The sequence below is a fragment of the Ruegeria atlantica genome (assembly GCF_013033965.1).
GTDB lineage: Bacteria > Pseudomonadota > Alphaproteobacteria > Rhodobacterales > Rhodobacteraceae > Ruegeria > Ruegeria atlantica_D.
Genome location: NZ_WQFE01000002.1, coordinates 446,123 through 461,962, shown reverse-complemented (window position 1 = coordinate 461,962; position 15,840 = coordinate 446,123). Strand labels below are relative to the sequence as shown.

General features: G+C 59.5%; 15 protein-coding genes. 6 read left to right on the top strand and 9 right to left on the bottom strand.

Going from position 1 to position 15,840, the window contains the following annotated elements:
- Positions 1–336: 336 nt before the first annotated feature.
- The 3 genes from GOW16_RS06180 to GOW16_RS06170 form a co-directional block, all read right to left on the bottom strand.
- Positions 337–594 (bottom strand): hypothetical protein, encoded by a 258-nt coding sequence (locus tag GOW16_RS06180; protein ID WP_170411853.1) that lies wholly within the window; start codon positions 592–594, stop codon positions 337–339.
- A gap of 427 nt (positions 595–1,021) precedes the next feature.
- On the bottom strand, positions 1,022–1,339 hold the full coding sequence (locus GOW16_RS06175; RefSeq protein ID WP_170411851.1) for a DUF3775 domain-containing protein: 318 nt from the start codon (positions 1,337–1,339) through the stop codon (positions 1,022–1,024).
- 87 nt (positions 1,340–1,426) lie between these two features.
- On the bottom strand, positions 1,427–2,200 hold the full coding sequence (locus GOW16_RS06170) for a DUF1365 domain-containing protein (protein WP_170411848.1): 774 nt from the start codon (positions 2,198–2,200) through the stop codon (positions 1,427–1,429).
- A 149-nt stretch (positions 2,201–2,349) separates the two neighbouring features.
- Here GOW16_RS06170 and GOW16_RS06165 point away from each other — a divergent pair, with 149 nt between their 5' ends.
- The 3 genes from GOW16_RS06165 to GOW16_RS06155 are packed head-to-tail and all read left to right on the top strand — an operon-like array spanning position 2,350 to position 4,130.
- The gene (locus GOW16_RS06165) at positions 2,350–3,006 is read left to right on the top strand and encodes a sigma-70 family RNA polymerase sigma factor (RefSeq protein ID WP_170411845.1); all 657 of its coding nucleotides are present in this window, start codon (positions 2,350–2,352) and stop codon (positions 3,004–3,006) included.
- 10 nt (positions 3,007–3,016) lie between these two features.
- On the top strand, positions 3,017–3,667 hold the full coding sequence (locus tag GOW16_RS06160) for a ChrR family anti-sigma-E factor (RefSeq protein WP_170411842.1): 651 nt from the start codon (positions 3,017–3,019) through the stop codon (positions 3,665–3,667).
- Positions 3,668–3,725: 58 nt separating this feature from the next.
- Positions 3,726–4,130, top strand: coding sequence for a hypothetical protein (locus GOW16_RS06155; protein ID WP_170411838.1), 405 nt, complete (start codon positions 3,726–3,728; stop codon positions 4,128–4,130).
- Between the two features lie 3 nt (positions 4,131–4,133).
- Here GOW16_RS06155 and GOW16_RS06150 read toward each other — a convergent pair whose 3' ends face one another.
- The 6 genes from GOW16_RS06150 to GOW16_RS06125 form a co-directional block, all read right to left on the bottom strand.
- A complete protein-coding gene (locus tag GOW16_RS06150; protein WP_170411835.1) occupies positions 4,134–5,363 on the bottom strand; it encodes a DNA recombination protein RmuC in 1,230 nt (409 codons plus the stop codon).
- A gap of 52 nt (positions 5,364–5,415) precedes the next feature.
- The gene (gene mutL, locus GOW16_RS06145) at positions 5,416–7,266 is read right to left on the bottom strand and encodes a DNA mismatch repair endonuclease MutL (protein WP_170411832.1); all 1,851 of its coding nucleotides are present in this window, start codon (positions 7,264–7,266) and stop codon (positions 5,416–5,418) included.
- 282 nt (positions 7,267–7,548) lie between these two features.
- A complete protein-coding gene (locus GOW16_RS06140) occupies positions 7,549–8,478 on the bottom strand; it encodes a metal ABC transporter permease (protein ID WP_170411830.1) in 930 nt (309 codons plus the stop codon).
- On the bottom strand, positions 8,475–9,680 hold the full coding sequence (locus GOW16_RS06135) for a metal ABC transporter permease (protein ID WP_170411828.1): 1,206 nt from the start codon (positions 9,678–9,680) through the stop codon (positions 8,475–8,477). Before GOW16_RS06135 ends, GOW16_RS06140 begins: the two co-directional genes overlap by 4 nt.
- Positions 9,681–9,683: 3 nt before the next feature.
- Positions 9,684–10,487: a metal ABC transporter ATP-binding protein gene (locus GOW16_RS06130; RefSeq protein ID WP_170411994.1), complete on the bottom strand. Its 804-nt coding sequence runs from the start codon at positions 10,485–10,487 to the stop codon at positions 9,684–9,686.
- A 3-nt stretch (positions 10,488–10,490) separates the two neighbouring features.
- Positions 10,491–11,444 (bottom strand): metal ABC transporter solute-binding protein, Zn/Mn family, encoded by a 954-nt coding sequence (locus GOW16_RS06125; protein ID WP_170411991.1) that lies wholly within the window; start codon positions 11,442–11,444, stop codon positions 10,491–10,493.
- 198 nt (positions 11,445–11,642) lie between these two features.
- Between GOW16_RS06125 and deoC the strand changes: the two genes are divergently transcribed.
- The 3 genes from deoC to GOW16_RS06110 are packed head-to-tail and all read left to right on the top strand — an operon-like array spanning position 11,643 to position 15,820.
- Positions 11,643–12,641 (top strand): deoxyribose-phosphate aldolase, encoded by a 999-nt coding sequence (gene deoC, locus GOW16_RS06120; RefSeq protein ID WP_170411826.1) that lies wholly within the window; start codon positions 11,643–11,645, stop codon positions 12,639–12,641.
- 11 nt (positions 12,642–12,652) lie between these two features.
- Positions 12,653–14,986, top strand: coding sequence for an aldehyde dehydrogenase family protein (locus GOW16_RS06115; RefSeq protein ID WP_170411823.1), 2,334 nt, complete (start codon positions 12,653–12,655; stop codon positions 14,984–14,986).
- Between the two features lie 24 nt (positions 14,987–15,010).
- Complete coding sequence (locus GOW16_RS06110; protein ID WP_170411821.1) at positions 15,011–15,820, top strand: SDR family oxidoreductase; 810 nt, start codon at positions 15,011–15,013, stop codon at positions 15,818–15,820.
- Positions 15,821–15,840 lie beyond the last annotated feature (20 nt).

The window sequence follows — 15,840 nt, the reverse complement described above, 5'->3', positions numbered from 1 at the left end:
AAACGGATTACGTCGGTGCTATCACGGATACATTTTCTTGGTGAAAGCCACGTCTTATCCGCGCCAGTCTACTATTATGAACCGTAAGCGACGCCGCTGCAGCGAGTTTTCGATTTTCGGAATCGCCCTATCACCATCCACTGAGTTCCCCGCCAGCCCCCATTCGTACATATTTAGGCCTCTGCTGCGAGGCGCATTTGATACGCAAACCTTACGCGTTCCCTGCCTCAGGTCCGACTGAAGTCCCAACAATCGGATGAGCGCCGGTGCGGGGGCCAGACGATTGGGATTGCGTAAATCCTGCAACAATTGTGCGGTTGGCAGGGCATCGGTCAGTTAGATCACAAACCTATACGGTGCGCGGTGGATTTCGATAAATGCCACGTTGCGCAGCATGCGACCTTCGTGCGCGAGATCGTCGCTGTAGAAGGCAACCTGCGCCGCACGGTCTGTTACGCCACTGGCCCAACCCCTCCCACTTGCACGCAAAATCTCAAGGAAACGATTCCGATCCGGTGTCATCAGGAACCCATTGATCCAGCCGCTCGACAGACCCCGGTCGACCTTGTCCCGATACCCTGCGCTGTAGACCATTGATACCGTTGTGTTCGGATCCGCACGAAAGGCGTGACGCTGTCGACCAGAAAGGGTATTTCGGGCAAAGCCTCGACCTGTTCCGGTGTGCCCTGCACGATCGAAACTGGAGAGAACCTGAAGGGGTTTCTGACGATGGTGCGGCCAACACAATCACGTGCGCGGAAAGAAATGTGATCCGCCAGTGAATACTCCGGAAGCTCGATGCAGACGCCGCAGGATTGGGCGGGCCGAGACCCAAAGCCCAGGCAAAACGCGAGTACTGCAACCATTTGCAAGACGCGCCACACGGGTCATGATCCGTTTCCCGACACCCCAACCTGAATGGGTTTGCTCTCGGATTTCCTAGTCATGGTATCCGAAAACCGGGTGCGCGGCGAACATCTTGCAATTTGTGATCTGGGCCGGCTGCGCGCAGCCAGTGCACTTACATCAGGTCGTTTTCAACATCCTCGGCCGAAATACCCAGCGCGTCCAAGCCGTTCTCAAGGTGATCCGACAGGTGCGGCGTTCCGATCAGGTAATCCGCGCAAGGGGTCGAGGCTTCGGACTTGGCAGTCGCGATGGCCTCGGGCAAATCTTCGGCGAAAAAGCTTTCACGCCCGACCCACATGACAGCTACCAGTTCAGCCTGCTCGTCCTCGCTCATCCGGTCGATGAAGGCGCGCAATTCGCCCTCGGCGCGATCCAACTCGCGCCCCATCATCGCGACCTGAGCGATTTTCCTTGGCGAAATCTCCATCATGACCCAGCTCCTCGTATTCGCGGTTTCAATAATACCACAACCACGGTGATCGGCCTGAGTCTTTGATCTTGAGCAAAAACCCGTGGTCTAGGGCTTGCCGCTGCGGGACATCGGCTGATCAGGAACTGGAGCCGTTCGGAAGGGGACAAACCGGGCCTTTTTGACCTTGAGCTTGAGCGCCTGCCACAGGATCAGGAAAAATGCACGCCGGGCCCCGAAGGGCCGGCGCAGCAACGACCACAAGATCGCCCGGTTGGTTAGCGGCGCACGTGGCCCGGTCAAGGTGGCAATCAACCCACCAGCCTCTCGGCCATAGTCGATCCAGACACCGACACGCTCGGGGCGATGATCGAACCGGAACTCGTATGTGCCTTCTATTTTCTGAAACGGCGAGACATGCATCAGCTTGTCCGCAACGATGCAATCTGTTGGTTGGATCGGCGCAAAACCCGGATTATTGCACAGATAGTTGTGGCGCGTACCGTAGGTGTTGGTGACTTCGGCCACCACGGCAAATAGCTGCCCGTCGGCATCGAAGCAGAACCAAAAGCTGACCGGGTTGAACACATGCCCAAGCACCCGCGGCTGCGTCAACAACTCAAGCCGTTTAGGTTGTGTCACACCCATCTCATCGAATTTCGCACGCAACCACACCGCGCCCTGGCCTTTGCCGGGCTCACCACCGTGGTCGAGGTCTCGCCAGTACATCGCATTGGCGCGGTTCATCGAAAATAAAAAAGGCGTGTCAGGCCGGGCTTCGGGGTCCAGCAGGATGTAGTCGATGGAATACCGAAACGCATTCTCAATCCTACCTTTGCGACCGTGATAGGTATGGCCCGCAATATGATCGACTCTATTCATTCCAAGCGATTTCCCATCTTGCCTGCAAGCCGTTCAAACGGCGCTCTTTTTTTCGTCATATACATACTTATCATACGAAACATGGTCCGGTTCGGATTAAAATAGCACCACAATGTGATCCAGCTTGGGCCACACTGCGTAATGTTGTTATGTTTACCGAGATCGATACCGCGACCTTGGATGAACCGGTGGCCAGCAGGCCTTCACAGAAACCGTGGCGCGCGAAGAAACGCATCAAGGGAAAACCGGTGAACCGAGCGGAAGACAGTTGTGACACCAGAGCTGAGTGGGTGAGCCACGTCAGACGCATAAGGGATGCACAGGATCAGGCCGCGTTTGCTGAGTTGTTTCAGCATTTCGCACCGCGGATCAAGGCGTTCCTGATAAAGTCGGGCTCGGATGCGGCCCTGGCTGAAGAGTGCGCGCAGGAAGTGATGGCAACTCTTTGGCACAAGTCGCATTTGTTTGATCCCGCACGGGCAACCGTGGCCACTTGGGTGTTCACAATTGCCCGGAACAAGCGCATCGACGTACTGCGCAAGCAACGCCGCCCCGAGCCCGAGGATTTGGGATGGGGGCCTGAGGCAGAGCCGGAACAGGACGACGTACTTGCGCTGCAACAGGAAACCGCGCAGCTACGCGGCGCTTTGACCGCGTTGCCAGAGGCGCAAAGACAGCTGATCGAGAAAGCCTATTTTGGCGATCTGAGTCATCGGGAAATTGCATCTCAGACCGGATTGCCACTGGGCACGATCAAATCACGGATACGGCTGGCGCTGGACCGCTTGCGCCATGCGATGAATTGAGATGACGGATATGAGCAACAAGATCAAACATCACCTGACGGACGACCTGCTGATGGCCTACGCCGCAGGCACTCTGCCCGAGGCGTTCGACCTGATGGTCGCGACGCATCTGTCCTTGTGTGATCATTGCCGCGCACGGGCGGAAAGTTTTGACGCCGTCGGTGGATTTGTTCTGGAAGAACAGGACGCGACCGTTGCGATGAATGACAAGGCGCTTGCGGAGACAATGGCTTTGATTGCAGACGGCGCGCCGGTTGCAAATCCCAAGCGCCCAAGCTGTTCGGTTTTGCCAACCCCGTTGCAGGATTATGTCGGAGGTGACGTGAATGACATCCGCTGGCGGCCAATCGGCATGGGGGTCAAGCAGGCTATTTTACCGACGACCGGCGAGGCGACCGCCCGGCTGCTGTTCATTCCGGCGGGAACCGCGGTGCCTGACCACAGCCATAATGGCGTGGAGTTAACAATGGTCCTGAAGGGCGCGTTTTCGGACGAGGTCGACCGTTTCGCCCGGGGTGATGTGGAAATTGCGGATGAAGATCTGCACCATACCCCGACAGCCGATATCTCCGAAGATTGCATTTGTCTGGCGGTCACCGACGCGCCGCTGAAATTCAACAAGCTGATGCCACGTCTGTTCCAGCCCTTCCTGCGCATCTGACGCGGGCGGCGCTCACGTGCTAGTGTGATGCGGTGAACCGAATGGTGGAGACATAAGAATGGTCCGAGTTCTGATTTTGACTCTCACCCTGATGGGCTTTGCATCAGGCGCGTTGCCTCAACGTGCTGCTGTTGTAAAGTTCGAACAGGGCAATTTCGGAACGATGGTAAACGGCGCTGTCACTGGAAACGAGTATTTCGACTACAAGCTCGGCGCAAAAGCCGGGCAAAAGATGTTTGCTGACCTCAAGGTCAGCGACACAAACGGATATGGCGTGATCTACTTCAACATTCTTCCACCCGGAAGTGATGGTGTTGCGATCTACAACGGCTCTATCGACGGAAACACCGCCCGCATCGAACTGCCCGAGGACGGAGACTACACGATCCGAGTCTACCTGATGGGCAATGACCGCGATACGGACAAGACGGTCGGCTACAATCTCGACCTGTCGATCCAGTAGCGCTTACCCCTCGGACTGGCCCAGGGGCACGACGTTGGTGTGATCGTCCGGTGCCAGTTCTTCGAAATCGAAATTGTCCAATCTCTGCGCCCGGCGGCCAGCCTTTTCGGCGCTGATCTTGATTTCCGAGATATCCTTGGCTGCCTGCCCGAAATGGCGATCTAGGTTAGAAACGCGGTCGCCCAAACGTTCCACATCTTTGTGCAGCAAGCCCAACTCTTTGCGGATCGCGCCTGCCTGTTCACGCATCCGCGCGTCTTTCAGGATCGCGCGCATTGTGTTCAATGTTGCCATGCATGTGGTGGGTGAGACGATCCAAACACGCTTGCTAAAACTCTCCTGCACCAGTTCCGGGAATTTGGCGTGCAATTCGGCATAGACTGCTTCAGACGGCAGGAACATCAATGCGCCATCAGCGGTTTCGCCATCCAGAATGTACTTTTCGGAAATGTCATTGATGTGCTTGCGCACGGTGCTGCGGAACATCTGGACGGCCGCTTTCAGCTCCATATCGTTGGTTGAGCCGATTAACGCTTCATAGGCCTCCAACGGGAATTTACTATCGATCACAATCGGCCCCGGAGGGTTCGGCAGATTGATCAAACAGTCTGCACGCCGCCCGTTCGACAACGTTGCCTGCAGCTGGAAACTGTCAGAAGGCAGCGCCTTGGACACGATGTCGTTCAGCTGAATCTCTCCAAACGCGCCGCGTGTTTGCTTGTTCGACAGGATGTCCTGCAAGGACAGCACATCGCCCGATAATTTTGTGATATTGTCCTGTGCCTTGTCGATGGCCGCCAGACGTTCCTGCAACTGCGTCAGCGACGTCGCCGTCTGTTTTGACGAGCCGTGCAGGGATTCCTTCATCCGTTCCTGCATCTCGGCCATCGCGCGCGCCGATTTCATCGCGTTATCCGCCAGCCGGTCATTCATCTGCTGCTGGACCGAGGACAGGCGCGATTCGACCGTCTGTATCACCTGCACTTGTGCATTGGCCTGCGTGTCCGAGACATGCTGCAGCCCGCCGCGTAACTGTTCCTGCCCCTGCCCCAACTGCTGAACATTCTGCCCCAGATGCGCCAGTTGCCGTGCCAGCGGTTCTGCCATGCGGGCAGATCTGTTTGCCGCTCGCAGTGACAAAAACAGCAGCAAAAGGATCAGCGCAACAACCCCACCCACGGCCAATACCACGGGGTCGTTCAACGCATATTGGGTTCCTGCAATCTCGATCATGTCGCCTCGGATGTTCTTGTTTTATTCTCCTTAACCCAACAAGGCCATTGGATCAACTACGGCCGAACAATCGCTCGATATCGCTCAGCTTCAATTCCACGTAGGTTGGCCGCCCGTGGTTGCATTGACCGGAATGGGGCGTCGCCTCCATTTCGCGCAGCAGGGCGTTCATTTCCTCGGCCCGCATCCGGCGACCCGACCGGACCGAGCCGTGACAGGCCACCCGGCTAAGGATCGCCTCGATCCGCGCCTGCACGGTCTGGCTTTCGCCCTGATCGGACAGTTCGTCGAGGATATCGAGGATCATCGCGCGGGCATCCACCTCACCCAAAATGGCTGGCGTTTCCCGCACGGCGACCGCACCGCCGCCAAAGGGCTCTATTGTCAGGCCAAGACGCGACAGGTCGTCAGCCACCGCCATCAGACGGGCGCAATCACCTTCGGACAGCTCGACAATTTCGGGGATCAGCAGCGCCTGCGCAGAAACCCCGTTTTCAGCCATCTGGGTCTTGAGCTTTTCATAGACCAGCCGCTCATGCGCGGCGTGCTGGTCGACAATCACCATGCCATCCGCTGTTTGCGCGATGATGTAGTTCTCATGCACCTGTCCACGCGCAGCGCCCAATGGCAGGTCCTCGACCGGAGCTTCTGCGACCGGGGCCGGGGGTGGTTCGACCACGCTGCCGCTGTAATCTCGTGAAAGCTCGGCGAAGCCGGGTGCTTGCGCCTGATACGCCGCCTGCCGTGTAGCTGACGAGGGGCGGTCCATCTGGTACACCCGAGCGGGCGCAGGTTGCGCCGGTTCGGGGCGCATCGCGCCCAGCGTTGCATTAGCCACAGTCGAGGAGGCCCTGTGCCCAGCCTCGGCCAGCGCGTGCCGCAGGGCCGAAACGATCAATCCGCGGGCCACACCCGGATCGCGGAACCGGACCTCGGACTTTGCCGGATGCACATTCACATCCACCAGCGTCGGATCACAATCGATGAACAACGCCGCCGCCGGATGCCGATCGTGGCTGAGGAAATCAAAATAGGCCGCCCGCAGTGCCCCTGTCAGCATCTTGTCCCGAACAGGCCGCCCGTTGACGAACAGATACTGTGCCACCGCCGCGCCCCGCGAATAGGTCGGCAGGGCCGCATAGCCGTACAACCGGATCCCCTCGCGTGTCGCATCGATCTGCAGCGCATTTTCCGCAAACTCACGCCCGATCACGCGAGCCAGCCGGGCATGAAGCGCGTCGAACAGATCGCCATTTTCGCGATCGGCCCGGAAGGTCACGCGCCCCTCTCCACCACCAGAGACGTCACGCAAGGTGAACGTCACCGCAGGCTCGGCCATGGCCAGTCGTTTGACGGTGTCGTTGATCGCCTGCGCCTCGGCCCGGTCTGTGCGCATGAACTTCAATCGGGCCGGGGTGGCGAAGAACAGATCGCGCAGTTCAACGACTGTGCCGGTACGCAAGGCCGCAGGTTTTGCCCTGTCCATTCGACCACCTGCGACGTGGATCGAGGCCGCTTCCCCCCCCGGCACCCGGCTGGTGATGGTCAAGCGGCCAACCGCGCCCAGCGATGGCAGCGCTTCACCGCGAAAACCGAAAGTGTGGATATTCAGCAGATCCGACCCGTCGATTTTCGACGTCGCATGGCGCGACAGGGCCAATGGCAGATCCTCAGCAGCAATCCCGCAGCCATCATCGGTGACGCGAATCAGCGTCTTGCCCCCATCAGCGATGTCGATCGCGATGCGGGTTGCGCCTGCGTCGATGGCGTTTTCCACCAATTCCTTAACTGCAGATGCCGGGCGTTCAACAACCTCACCCGCCGCGATACGGTTGATCGCCGCATCATCAAGTTGCCGGATTACCGGGCGATTTTCGCTGATATTGGGGTGTGCCTGCGCCATACCACCAGACCTAGCACAACCATGCACGATTCTGCCACCGCTTAGGCACATAATTCAATTGTGGGGAGGGGGCGTTCGAACAATCACACCGTACCTTCCAGACAAGTAGCTAGTCTGGGTGCGATTGCTCGAACGATCCGGAGTGAGTGGTGGTCATCCAATAATCCTGAGACATTTTGTACCACGAATCCGATTACGGGACGTGAAGACTCTCCTGTCCCCAATCCGGGTGGCAAAGTTTGGCCGATGCGGTGCAAAGCCCGGTGGCGGGAAAGTGCCGGGTCAAGCGGTTCCGGGTGCACCCGCCCGTGTCCGGCAGGGGCCCCACAAAGCCGCAAACGCGAGGATCAGACCAGATATCGTTGCGATCATGCCTGCTGCACTGACCGCATCCGCCGCCCCAAGCCAAAGCGGGCCATATCCGGCCAGCACATATCCGAAGACAGCCGACAGGATGGCAAAGGCGACACTCCATGCGATCTGGGTTTCCAGGCGGTTGGTCATCATGCGCGCGGCTGCAGGTGGGCAGATAAACATGGCAATCACGATGATCGATCCAACGGCGTCAAATGCCGCCACAGCGGCAATCGCGGCCGTGATCACCAAGGCCATACCCAGAACTCCGGTCCGGATACCAATGGTGCGCGCGAACCCTTCGTCAAAGGTGGAAATCTTTAGTGGCCGCCAAAAAAGCCACACAAATAGCGAAACCCCCAGCAAGGTCAGCGCAATCCGGGACAATTCCGGTGGTAGCCCCGCCAACGCCACAGGGTCCAGTACAGAAGACCAACCCGTCGCGTCCAACCAGATCAAGCTTTCCAGATTACCATAAAGCGCATGTTCGACATCCAGATGCACGGTCGATGTATCGGTCTGTTCCAGCAACAGGACCCCGGCCGCGAACATGGTCGTAAAGACAACACCCATCGCGGCACCTGCCTCGATCTGCCCCAACCGCCGAACGGCTTCGATCAGAACCACAGCCATAACGGACGCACCCGCAGCACCCAGCATCATGGGCCAGGTCGAGATCGCTCCGGTCACCAGAAAGGCCACAACGATACCGGGCAGCACTACATGGCTGATCGCGTCGCCGATCAGGGCCTGTTTTCGCAAGACCAGAAAGTTGCCGGGCAATGCACAGGCGATTGCCGCAAATGTGCCGATAAGCAGGGGCGTCAGTGACAGGGGCACGAATTCTTCACCGCTCATGCCGGAACCTCCTGCGGGCCACCGATCAGGCGGTCGATCTCGGCTATCTGGTCGCGGGTCAGGACGGTTTCGATATCTCGAAGCCCGTCATAAAGCGCAGCCGTCGCTTCATGCGTTTGATCTGCCCTGACGATTTCCCAGCGTTTCTCGTCACGCAGCGCCTTAGCAGCCCGGGCTTTGCCTGTTTCAGTGGCCACGCCGTCGGCTCTGGCCAAGCCGGCACGCCGCAACAGGCGCAGGGTCAAAGGCTCATAGATCTTCTGCCCTTGTGCCAGTGCCAGCAGCCCCTGCCGGATATGGACCCGACGCTGGAACCGCATATGTCGCAGGACGGCTGCCAGAACACCGCGGACCGGGGCTAAGAACATGGACAACGCGAAGAAGCCGAAGCTGACCAGCACGATGATCGGACCGGTCGGCAGGTTGGGGGCCGAAGCTGACAACGCCGCGCCCAGATAGCCGGCCAACCCTCCGGCCAATCCAGCCAGTAACACGACGCGGTCGGAACGCTCTGACCAGAATCGAGCGGTAACGGGGGGGATGATCAGCAGTGCCACGATCAGGATCAGTCCGACAATCTTCAGACCAACCACGGTAACCGCCATGACCAAACCCATCATGGCAAGGTCGATACGGTGTACCGGCAGCCCTCGGGCGGCGGCATATTCCGGATCAAAAGCCACCATAGTCATCGGGCGGCGAATAATCATGACCAGCAATAGTGTTGCCGCCCCACCGATCGCGATGATTAATGCATCCGCCCACAGCATCCCGGCGGTAGAGCCAAGCAGGAACCCTTCGAGCCCGGCCTGGCGGCCTACGCCCATTGTCTGGATCACGGTCAGTAGCACAATGCCAAAGCCAAAGAACACGGAAAGGACCGCACCAATCGCGGCATCCTCGGCCAGCCGCGTGTGGCGGGTCAGCCAGTTCATACACAGCAACCCAATCCAGGCCGAGACCGCCGACCCGGCCAACAAGCCAATCAGATTGCGCCCGTCGCCCCCAAAGGCGACCAGAACCATGAACCCGAGGCAGACCCCGGGCAGCGTCGCGTGGCTGATTGCATCACTGACCAGCGCGCGTTTGCGCAGGAACAGGAACGTGCCCGTTACGCCGGCAGATACGCCTAGCAAAGTCGCACCAATAGCGACCAGCGTGGCGTTGTAGCCCAGCTGCAGGGTCAGAGCATCCCAAAGCATGATTTACCCCAATGCGCGCGAGATCTGGTCGATCTGGGCGGTGGCCAGACGGCCTCCGTAGGCCGATTGCAGGGTTTCGGCGGTGAAGGCCTCAGCCACAGTTCCCTCGGCCACTTTGCGCGTGTTGATCAGGAAAACATGGTCGAAATAGTCCGTCACGGTGGCCAGATCATGATGCACGACGACCACTGTCTTGCCCGCCTCTTTCAATGACTTAAGCACAGCGATGATCGCCTTTTCGGTCGCCGCATCGACGCCTGCGAAAGGTTCATCCAGCAGGTACAGGTCTGCGTCTTGCGCCAGGGCACGAGCCAGAAATACACGCTGTTGTTGACCACCTGAAAGCTGACCGATCTGGCGATCCGCGAAATCGCGCATCCCGACCCGATGCAGGCAATCCATCGCGCAGGCCATGTGGCGCGCCCGCACGCGGCCCAGAAGGCCCAACTCGCGAGACAGACCCATCAGCACCACATCAATCACGCGCGTGGGAAAGTCCCAGTCAACACTTGCCCGCTGCGGGACATAGGCAATTCTGGCGCGCTGTTTCTCCAGCGGCTCACCAAAAACGGAAACCTGCCCGGACAACGGTGTGACGATACCCAGCGCCGCCTTGAGCAAGGTCGACTTCCCCGCCCCGTTCGGCCCGATAATCGCAGTCATCGCGCCGGACTGCACGGTCATATCCACCGAAAACACCGCTGGTTTCTGACCGTAGGACACGGTCAGGCCACGGATGGCCAGCGGGCTTCCCTCAAGGCCTTTCCCGGCGACCGAAACGCCCTGTTGCGCGGCCAGCTCCAACATCACTCAAAACCCCGCCGACAATTTGCCGTTCATGCCATGTTCGGGCACATCGGCGCCCAGTGCTCCGGCGATCACAGAAATGTTGTGATCCAACATCCCGATATAAGTGCCCTCATAGGTGCCCGGTTCTCCCATAGCGTCGGAATACAGCTCTCCGCCGATGCCGACATCATGACCTTTGGCCGCAGCACCCTCGATCAGCGCACGCATTGACCGGTCGGATACCGAGCTTTCGACGAACACAGCCGTCAGTTGCTGATCCACCAAGGTGTCGACCAACTCGCCAATCCGGTTCAGGCCGGCCTCGGACTGGGTCGAAATGCCCTGAATGCCCAACACTTCATAGCCATATTCCTCACCGAAATAGCCAAAGGCATCATGGGCCGTCACAAGCACACGGTTGTTTTCCGGCACAGCAGCCAGCACCTGCTTGCCATAGGCCTCCAACTGATCGATCTCAGCCAGGTGCGCCTGCGCGTTGGCTTGGAAGATATCGGCAGCTTCCGGGCGGGCCTCGGTCAGGGCTGCTTGAACCTCAACCACCACGTCGCGCCACAGCGCCGGGCTCATCCATACATGAGGGTCGTACTTGTCGGCATAATCGTCATGCGCGCGCAGCTTGGACTTGTCGACACCCTCGGCCACAGCCACGACCGGGCGTTTGCGTCCGAGATCATGGAAGAAGTCCTCCATTTGCGCCTCAAGATAAAGACCGTGCCACAGGATCAGATCCGCGCGCGTCATCGCCACGATATCACTGCGGGTCTGCCGATAGGCATGCGGGTCGACGCCCGGCCCCATCAGGCCCTTGACCTCAACCTGATCACCACCAACCTGACGCGCCGCATCAGCAATCATGCCCGTGGTTGCAACCACTTTCAGTGGTGCCTCGGCCCACGCCGCGACCGGCAAAGCAGCGGCAAAAGCCAAAGCTGCAAGAAAACTACGACGAATCATTGCTGACCCCATTTAGGTATCCTCATGCTCCTGAATATGCGAACCATTCGCAACTAAGTCAACGCTATTGCGAATTATTCGCAAGAAAACTTCAATTTTGTCCATTTGGTCAAAAAAATTGCACTCGGGACGCCGGTATGCCTTCCATTCAGGCGCAAGCCGTGCGATTTTGGCGCAAACCTCCCAAAGGATGTGAAGATGGAAACGCAGAGCTCAGAAAGCCCCGTGCGCACCGCGCATCTGCCGCAAGTGACCGAGCCCAGAAACCCCGGTATGGATCTTGATCTGGACTGGGTGCGCGCCGTGCAGGTCAATACTTCGGCCATTGAACGCCGCGCCGCGACCCTACCCGGTCGTCGGTCGGTGAAGAAAGAGTATCAAGCTGCGTGGCTGCTGAAGGCGGTCACGATGATCGACCTGACCACCTTGTCCGGCGACGATACCGTGGGTCGCGTGCGCCGCTTGTGCGCCAAAGCGCGCCAACCGGTCGCATCTTCGGTTCTGCAAGCACTGGACATGCCCGCGATCACAACTGGGGCCGTTTGCGTTTATCATGACATGATCGAAACCGCCGTAGAGGCGCTGAAAGGCACCGGCATTCCGGTCGCTGCGGTATCCACCGGTTTCCCCGCTGGTCTATCACCGTTTCACCTGCGCGTGGCCGAGATCGAAGAAAGCGTAAAAGCCGGGGCCGAAGAGATCGACATCGTCATCTCGCGCCGTCACGTTCTTTCCGGGGACTGGCAGGCTTTGTATGATGAGATGAAGGCCTTCCGCGTCGCCTGCGGCGATGCGCATGTCAAAGCCATCCTCGCCACCGGAGAGCTGGGTAGCCTGCGCAACGTCGCGCGCGCCTCGCTGGTTTGCATGATGGCGGGTGCGGATTTCATCAAGACTTCAACCGGCAAGGAAAGCGTCAACGCCACCCTGCCCGTTTCGCTGGTGATGATCCGCGCAATCCGCGACTATTACGACCGCACTGGATACCGGGTCGGTTACAAACCTGCGGGTGGCATTTCGAAAGCCAAGGACGCGCTGGTCTACCTGTCGCTGATCAAGGACGAGCTGGGCGATCGCTGGCTGGAACCGGACCTGTTCCGCTTTGGCGCGTCGTCGCTGCTGGGCGATATCGAGCGGCAGTTGGAACATTATGTAACGGGCGCATACTCCGCCGGCTACCGTCACTCCATGGGCTGAGGACAGGAACAATGACAGTCAAAGAGATTTTCGAGACCATGGACTATGGCCCTGCCCCCGAAAGCGTTGCCGAGGCTCTGGCCTGGCTGGTCGATCAGGGTGACAAGTTCGGTCAATACATCGACGGCGCCTTCACTAAACCCGGCAAAGGCTTTGAAAGCCGCAACCCGGCGACCGGTGAAGTACTGGCCAAACTGACACAGGCAAAACAGGCCGACGTGGACGCCGCCGTTGCCGCCGCGCGCAAGGCGCAACCGAAATGGGAAAAGCTGGGCGGCGCGGGCCGTGCGCGGTACCTTTATGCCATTGCGCGGCTGCTGCAGAAACACTCGCGACTGTTTGCCGTGCTGGAAAGCCTCGACAACGGCAAACCGATCCGCGAGTCGCGCGACATCGACATCCCACTGGCGCAGCGGCATTTCTACTATCACGCGGGCATGGCACAGTTGATGGAAAGCGAACTGCCAGACGCTGAGGCGCTGGGTGTGTGCGGCCAGATCATCCCGTGGAACTTCCCTTTGCTGATGCTGGCGTGGAAGATTGCTCCCGCGATCGCCATGGGCAACACGGTGGTACTGAAACCGGCCGAGTATACCTCACTGACCGCGCTGCTGTTTGCCGATATTTGCTCACAAGCTGGCCTCCCGAAGGGCGTGGTCAACATCGTGACCGGCGACGGAGCCGTGGGCGAGATGATCGTGAACGCAGATGTAGACAAAATCGCCTTTACCGGCTCGACCGTCGTAGGTCGCCGCATCCGCGAGGCAACTGCCGGTTCGGGCAAGGAATTGACATTGGAGCTGGGCGGTAAGTCTGCTTACGTCGTTTTCGACGACGCCGATATCGATAGTGCCATCGAAGGCTTGGTCGATGCGATCTGGTTCAATCAGGGTCAGGTCTGCTGTGCGGGTTCTCGCCTGCTGGTGCAAGAAGGTATCGCTGACCGCTTCCACGACAAGCTACGCGCCCGGATGGACAAGCTACGCATTGGCGATCCGCTGGATAAATGCATCGACGTGGGCGCAGTTGTGGATCCGGTCCAGTTGCAGACCATCAAGGGCATGGTCGAAAGCAACACGGTTGGCCACGTCCATCAGGCGGCTTGCGAGTTGCCCGCGAATGGCTGCTTCTACCCGCCGACGCTGATTTCGGGCTTGGAGACCTCGGACCCGCTAATGCAGGAAGAGATCTTTGGCCCCGTGCTGGTCTCCTCGACCTTCCGCACGCCGGAAGAGGCGGTCGAACTGGCCAACAACACCCGTTACGGGCTGGCCGCGACAGTCTGGACCGAGAACGTGAACCTGGCGCTGGACATCGCGCCCAAGCTGGTTGCGGGCGTGGTCTGGGTGAACGCCACCAACCTGTTCGACGCGGCTGCCGGGTTCGGCGGTGTACGCGAAAGCGGCTTTGGCCGTGAAGGCGGTTGGGAAGGTCTGGCGGCCTACACCAAGCCCAAAGGCAAAGCCAAGCCGCTGGCGAAAGTTGAAGCGACCGGTGGCGAGGGCGCTCCGGCCGATCCCATCGATCGCACCGCCAAAATGTATGTCGGTGGCAAGCAGGCGCGACCTGACAGCGGCTATTCGAAACCTGTTTGGGGCAAGTCCGGCCTGCTGGGCCATGTGGGGCTTGGTAATCGCAAGGACGTCCGGAACGCGGTTGAGGCCGCGGCGGGCGCTAAAGGCTGGTCCAGGACCACCGGCCATCTGCGGGCGCAGATCCTGTATTACATCGGTGAAAACCTTTCGGCCCGTGCCGACGAGTTCGCCACACGTATCGACGCCATGACCGGTAAGAAAGACGGCTCGAAAGAGGTTGAGGCCTCGATCCAGCGCCTGTTCTCTGCCGCCGCCTGGGCCGACAAGTATGACGGTCAGGTACACGGTGTTCCGATCCGCGGCGTGGCGATTGCCATGAAGGAGTCCGTGGGTGTCATCGGAGCGCTCTGCGCCGACGAAGCACCTCTGCTTGGGTTGGTTTCGGCGATGGCCCCGGCAATAGCAATGGGCAACCGGACGGTTCTGGTGGCCTCGGAACCCTATCCGCTGGCGGCGACGGATTTCTACCAGATCCTCGAGACGTCCGACGTTCCTGCGGGCGTGGTCAACATCCTGACCGGCAGCCATGCAGAGCTGGCGAAACCGCTGGCCTCGCACCTGAACGTCGATGCGGTCTGGTCGTTCTCCTCCACCGACCTGTCAAAAGAGATCGAGGTCGTCTCGGCCGGGAACCTGAAACGGGCCTGGGTGAATAACGCGACGGCATTTGATTGGGGCGTGGACCATTCTCGCCGCTTCCTGCAGGCTGCGACCGAAGTCAAAAACATCTGGGTGCCCTACGGCGAGTAGGGCTCCCCTCCAAGGGAGGCCTACATGGATTTTTCAGGAAAAACCGCCATCGTCATTGGCGGAACCAGCGGTATCAATCGCGGCATTGCCGAGGCTTTTGCGGCCTCGGGTGCCAAATTGGCCGTCGCCAGCCGTTCTCAGGAAAAGGTCGATGACACCATCGCCGCGCTGAAAGAAGCGGGCGCACAGGACGCCATTGGGGCGGCCTTTGACGTTCGCGACCCCGAAGCGGTAGCTGCGGGCTTGAAGCAGTTCCACGACGCGTTTGGCGATTTTGACGTTCTGGTGTCGGGCGCAGCGGGTAATTTCCCCGCGCTGGCCGCCGAGATGTCGGTCAATGCCTTCAAAACCGTGATCGATATCGACCTGATGGGCACGATCCACGTGATGAAAGGGGCGTATCCCTATCTGAAGCGCCCCGGCGCCAGCATCATCAACATCTCGGCCCCACAGTCTTATCTGCCTTACGAAGGTCAGGCTCATGTCTGCGCCGCCAAGGCAGGCGTCGATCAGATCACCCGCACCCTGTCTATGGAATGGGGCGTAGAAGGCATCCGCGTGAACTCGGTCGTACCGGGCTTTATCGAGGGCACCGAAGGTGCGAAACGTCTGGCCCCAACTCCGGATGCCGGAGAAGCCTTGCGAAAGGACGTCCCCTTGGGCCGCTGGGGGCAGCCGCAGGACGTGGCGAACGCCTGTCTGTTCCTTAGCTCGGACATGGCCAGTTATATCAGCGGCACGGTTCTGGCCGTTGACGGCGCACTGTACCAGCGCGGGTCAGGAAAGTTCGGCCAGATGATGGGGCAGATGCTGCGCAGTATGAAAAAGGGTTGAGCAGCGCTCAGCCCCTATTT

Bases quoted from the DNA above. Each gene is read 5' to 3' on its own strand.
- GOW16_RS06125 (WP_170411991.1), bottom strand. From the start codon at position 11,444: ATGATTCGTCGTAGTTTTCTTGCAGCTTTGGCTTTTGCCGCTGCTTTG.
- GOW16_RS06130 (WP_170411994.1), bottom strand. From the start codon at position 10,487: ATGTTGGAGCTGGCCGCGCAACAGGGCGTTTCGGTCGCCGGGAAAGGC.
- GOW16_RS06170 (WP_170411848.1), bottom strand. From the start codon at position 2,200: ATGAATAGAGTCGATCATATTGCGGGCCATACCTATCACGGTCGCAAA.
- GOW16_RS06135 (WP_170411828.1), bottom strand. From the start codon at position 9,680: ATGCTTTGGGATGCTCTGACCCTGCAGCTGGGCTACAACGCCACGCTG.
- deoC (WP_170411826.1), top strand. From the start codon at position 11,643: ATGGAAACGCAGAGCTCAGAAAGCCCCGTGCGCACCGCGCATCTGCCG.
- GOW16_RS06110 (WP_170411821.1), top strand. From the start codon at position 15,011: ATGGATTTTTCAGGAAAAACCGCCATCGTCATTGGCGGAACCAGCGGT.
- GOW16_RS06140 (WP_170411830.1), bottom strand. From the start codon at position 8,478: ATGAGCGGTGAAGAATTCGTGCCCCTGTCACTGACGCCCCTGCTTATC.
- mutL (WP_170411832.1), bottom strand. From the start codon at position 7,266: ATGGCGCAGGCACACCCCAATATCAGCGAAAATCGCCCGGTAATCCGG.
- GOW16_RS06115 (WP_170411823.1), top strand. From the start codon at position 12,653: ATGACAGTCAAAGAGATTTTCGAGACCATGGACTATGGCCCTGCCCCC.
- GOW16_RS06150 (WP_170411835.1), bottom strand. From the start codon at position 5,363: ATGATCGAGATTGCAGGAACCCAATATGCGTTGAACGACCCCGTGGTA.
- GOW16_RS06175 (WP_170411851.1), bottom strand. From the start codon at position 1,339: ATGATGGAGATTTCGCCAAGGAAAATCGCTCAGGTCGCGATGATGGGG.
- GOW16_RS06155 (WP_170411838.1), top strand. From the start codon at position 3,726: ATGGTCCGAGTTCTGATTTTGACTCTCACCCTGATGGGCTTTGCATCA.
- GOW16_RS06160 (WP_170411842.1), top strand. From the start codon at position 3,017: ATGAGCAACAAGATCAAACATCACCTGACGGACGACCTGCTGATGGCC.
- GOW16_RS06180 (WP_170411853.1), bottom strand. From the start codon at position 594: ATGGTCTACAGCGCAGGGTATCGGGACAAGGTCGACCGGGGTCTGTCG.
- GOW16_RS06165 (WP_170411845.1), top strand. From the start codon at position 2,350: ATGTTTACCGAGATCGATACCGCGACCTTGGATGAACCGGTGGCCAGC.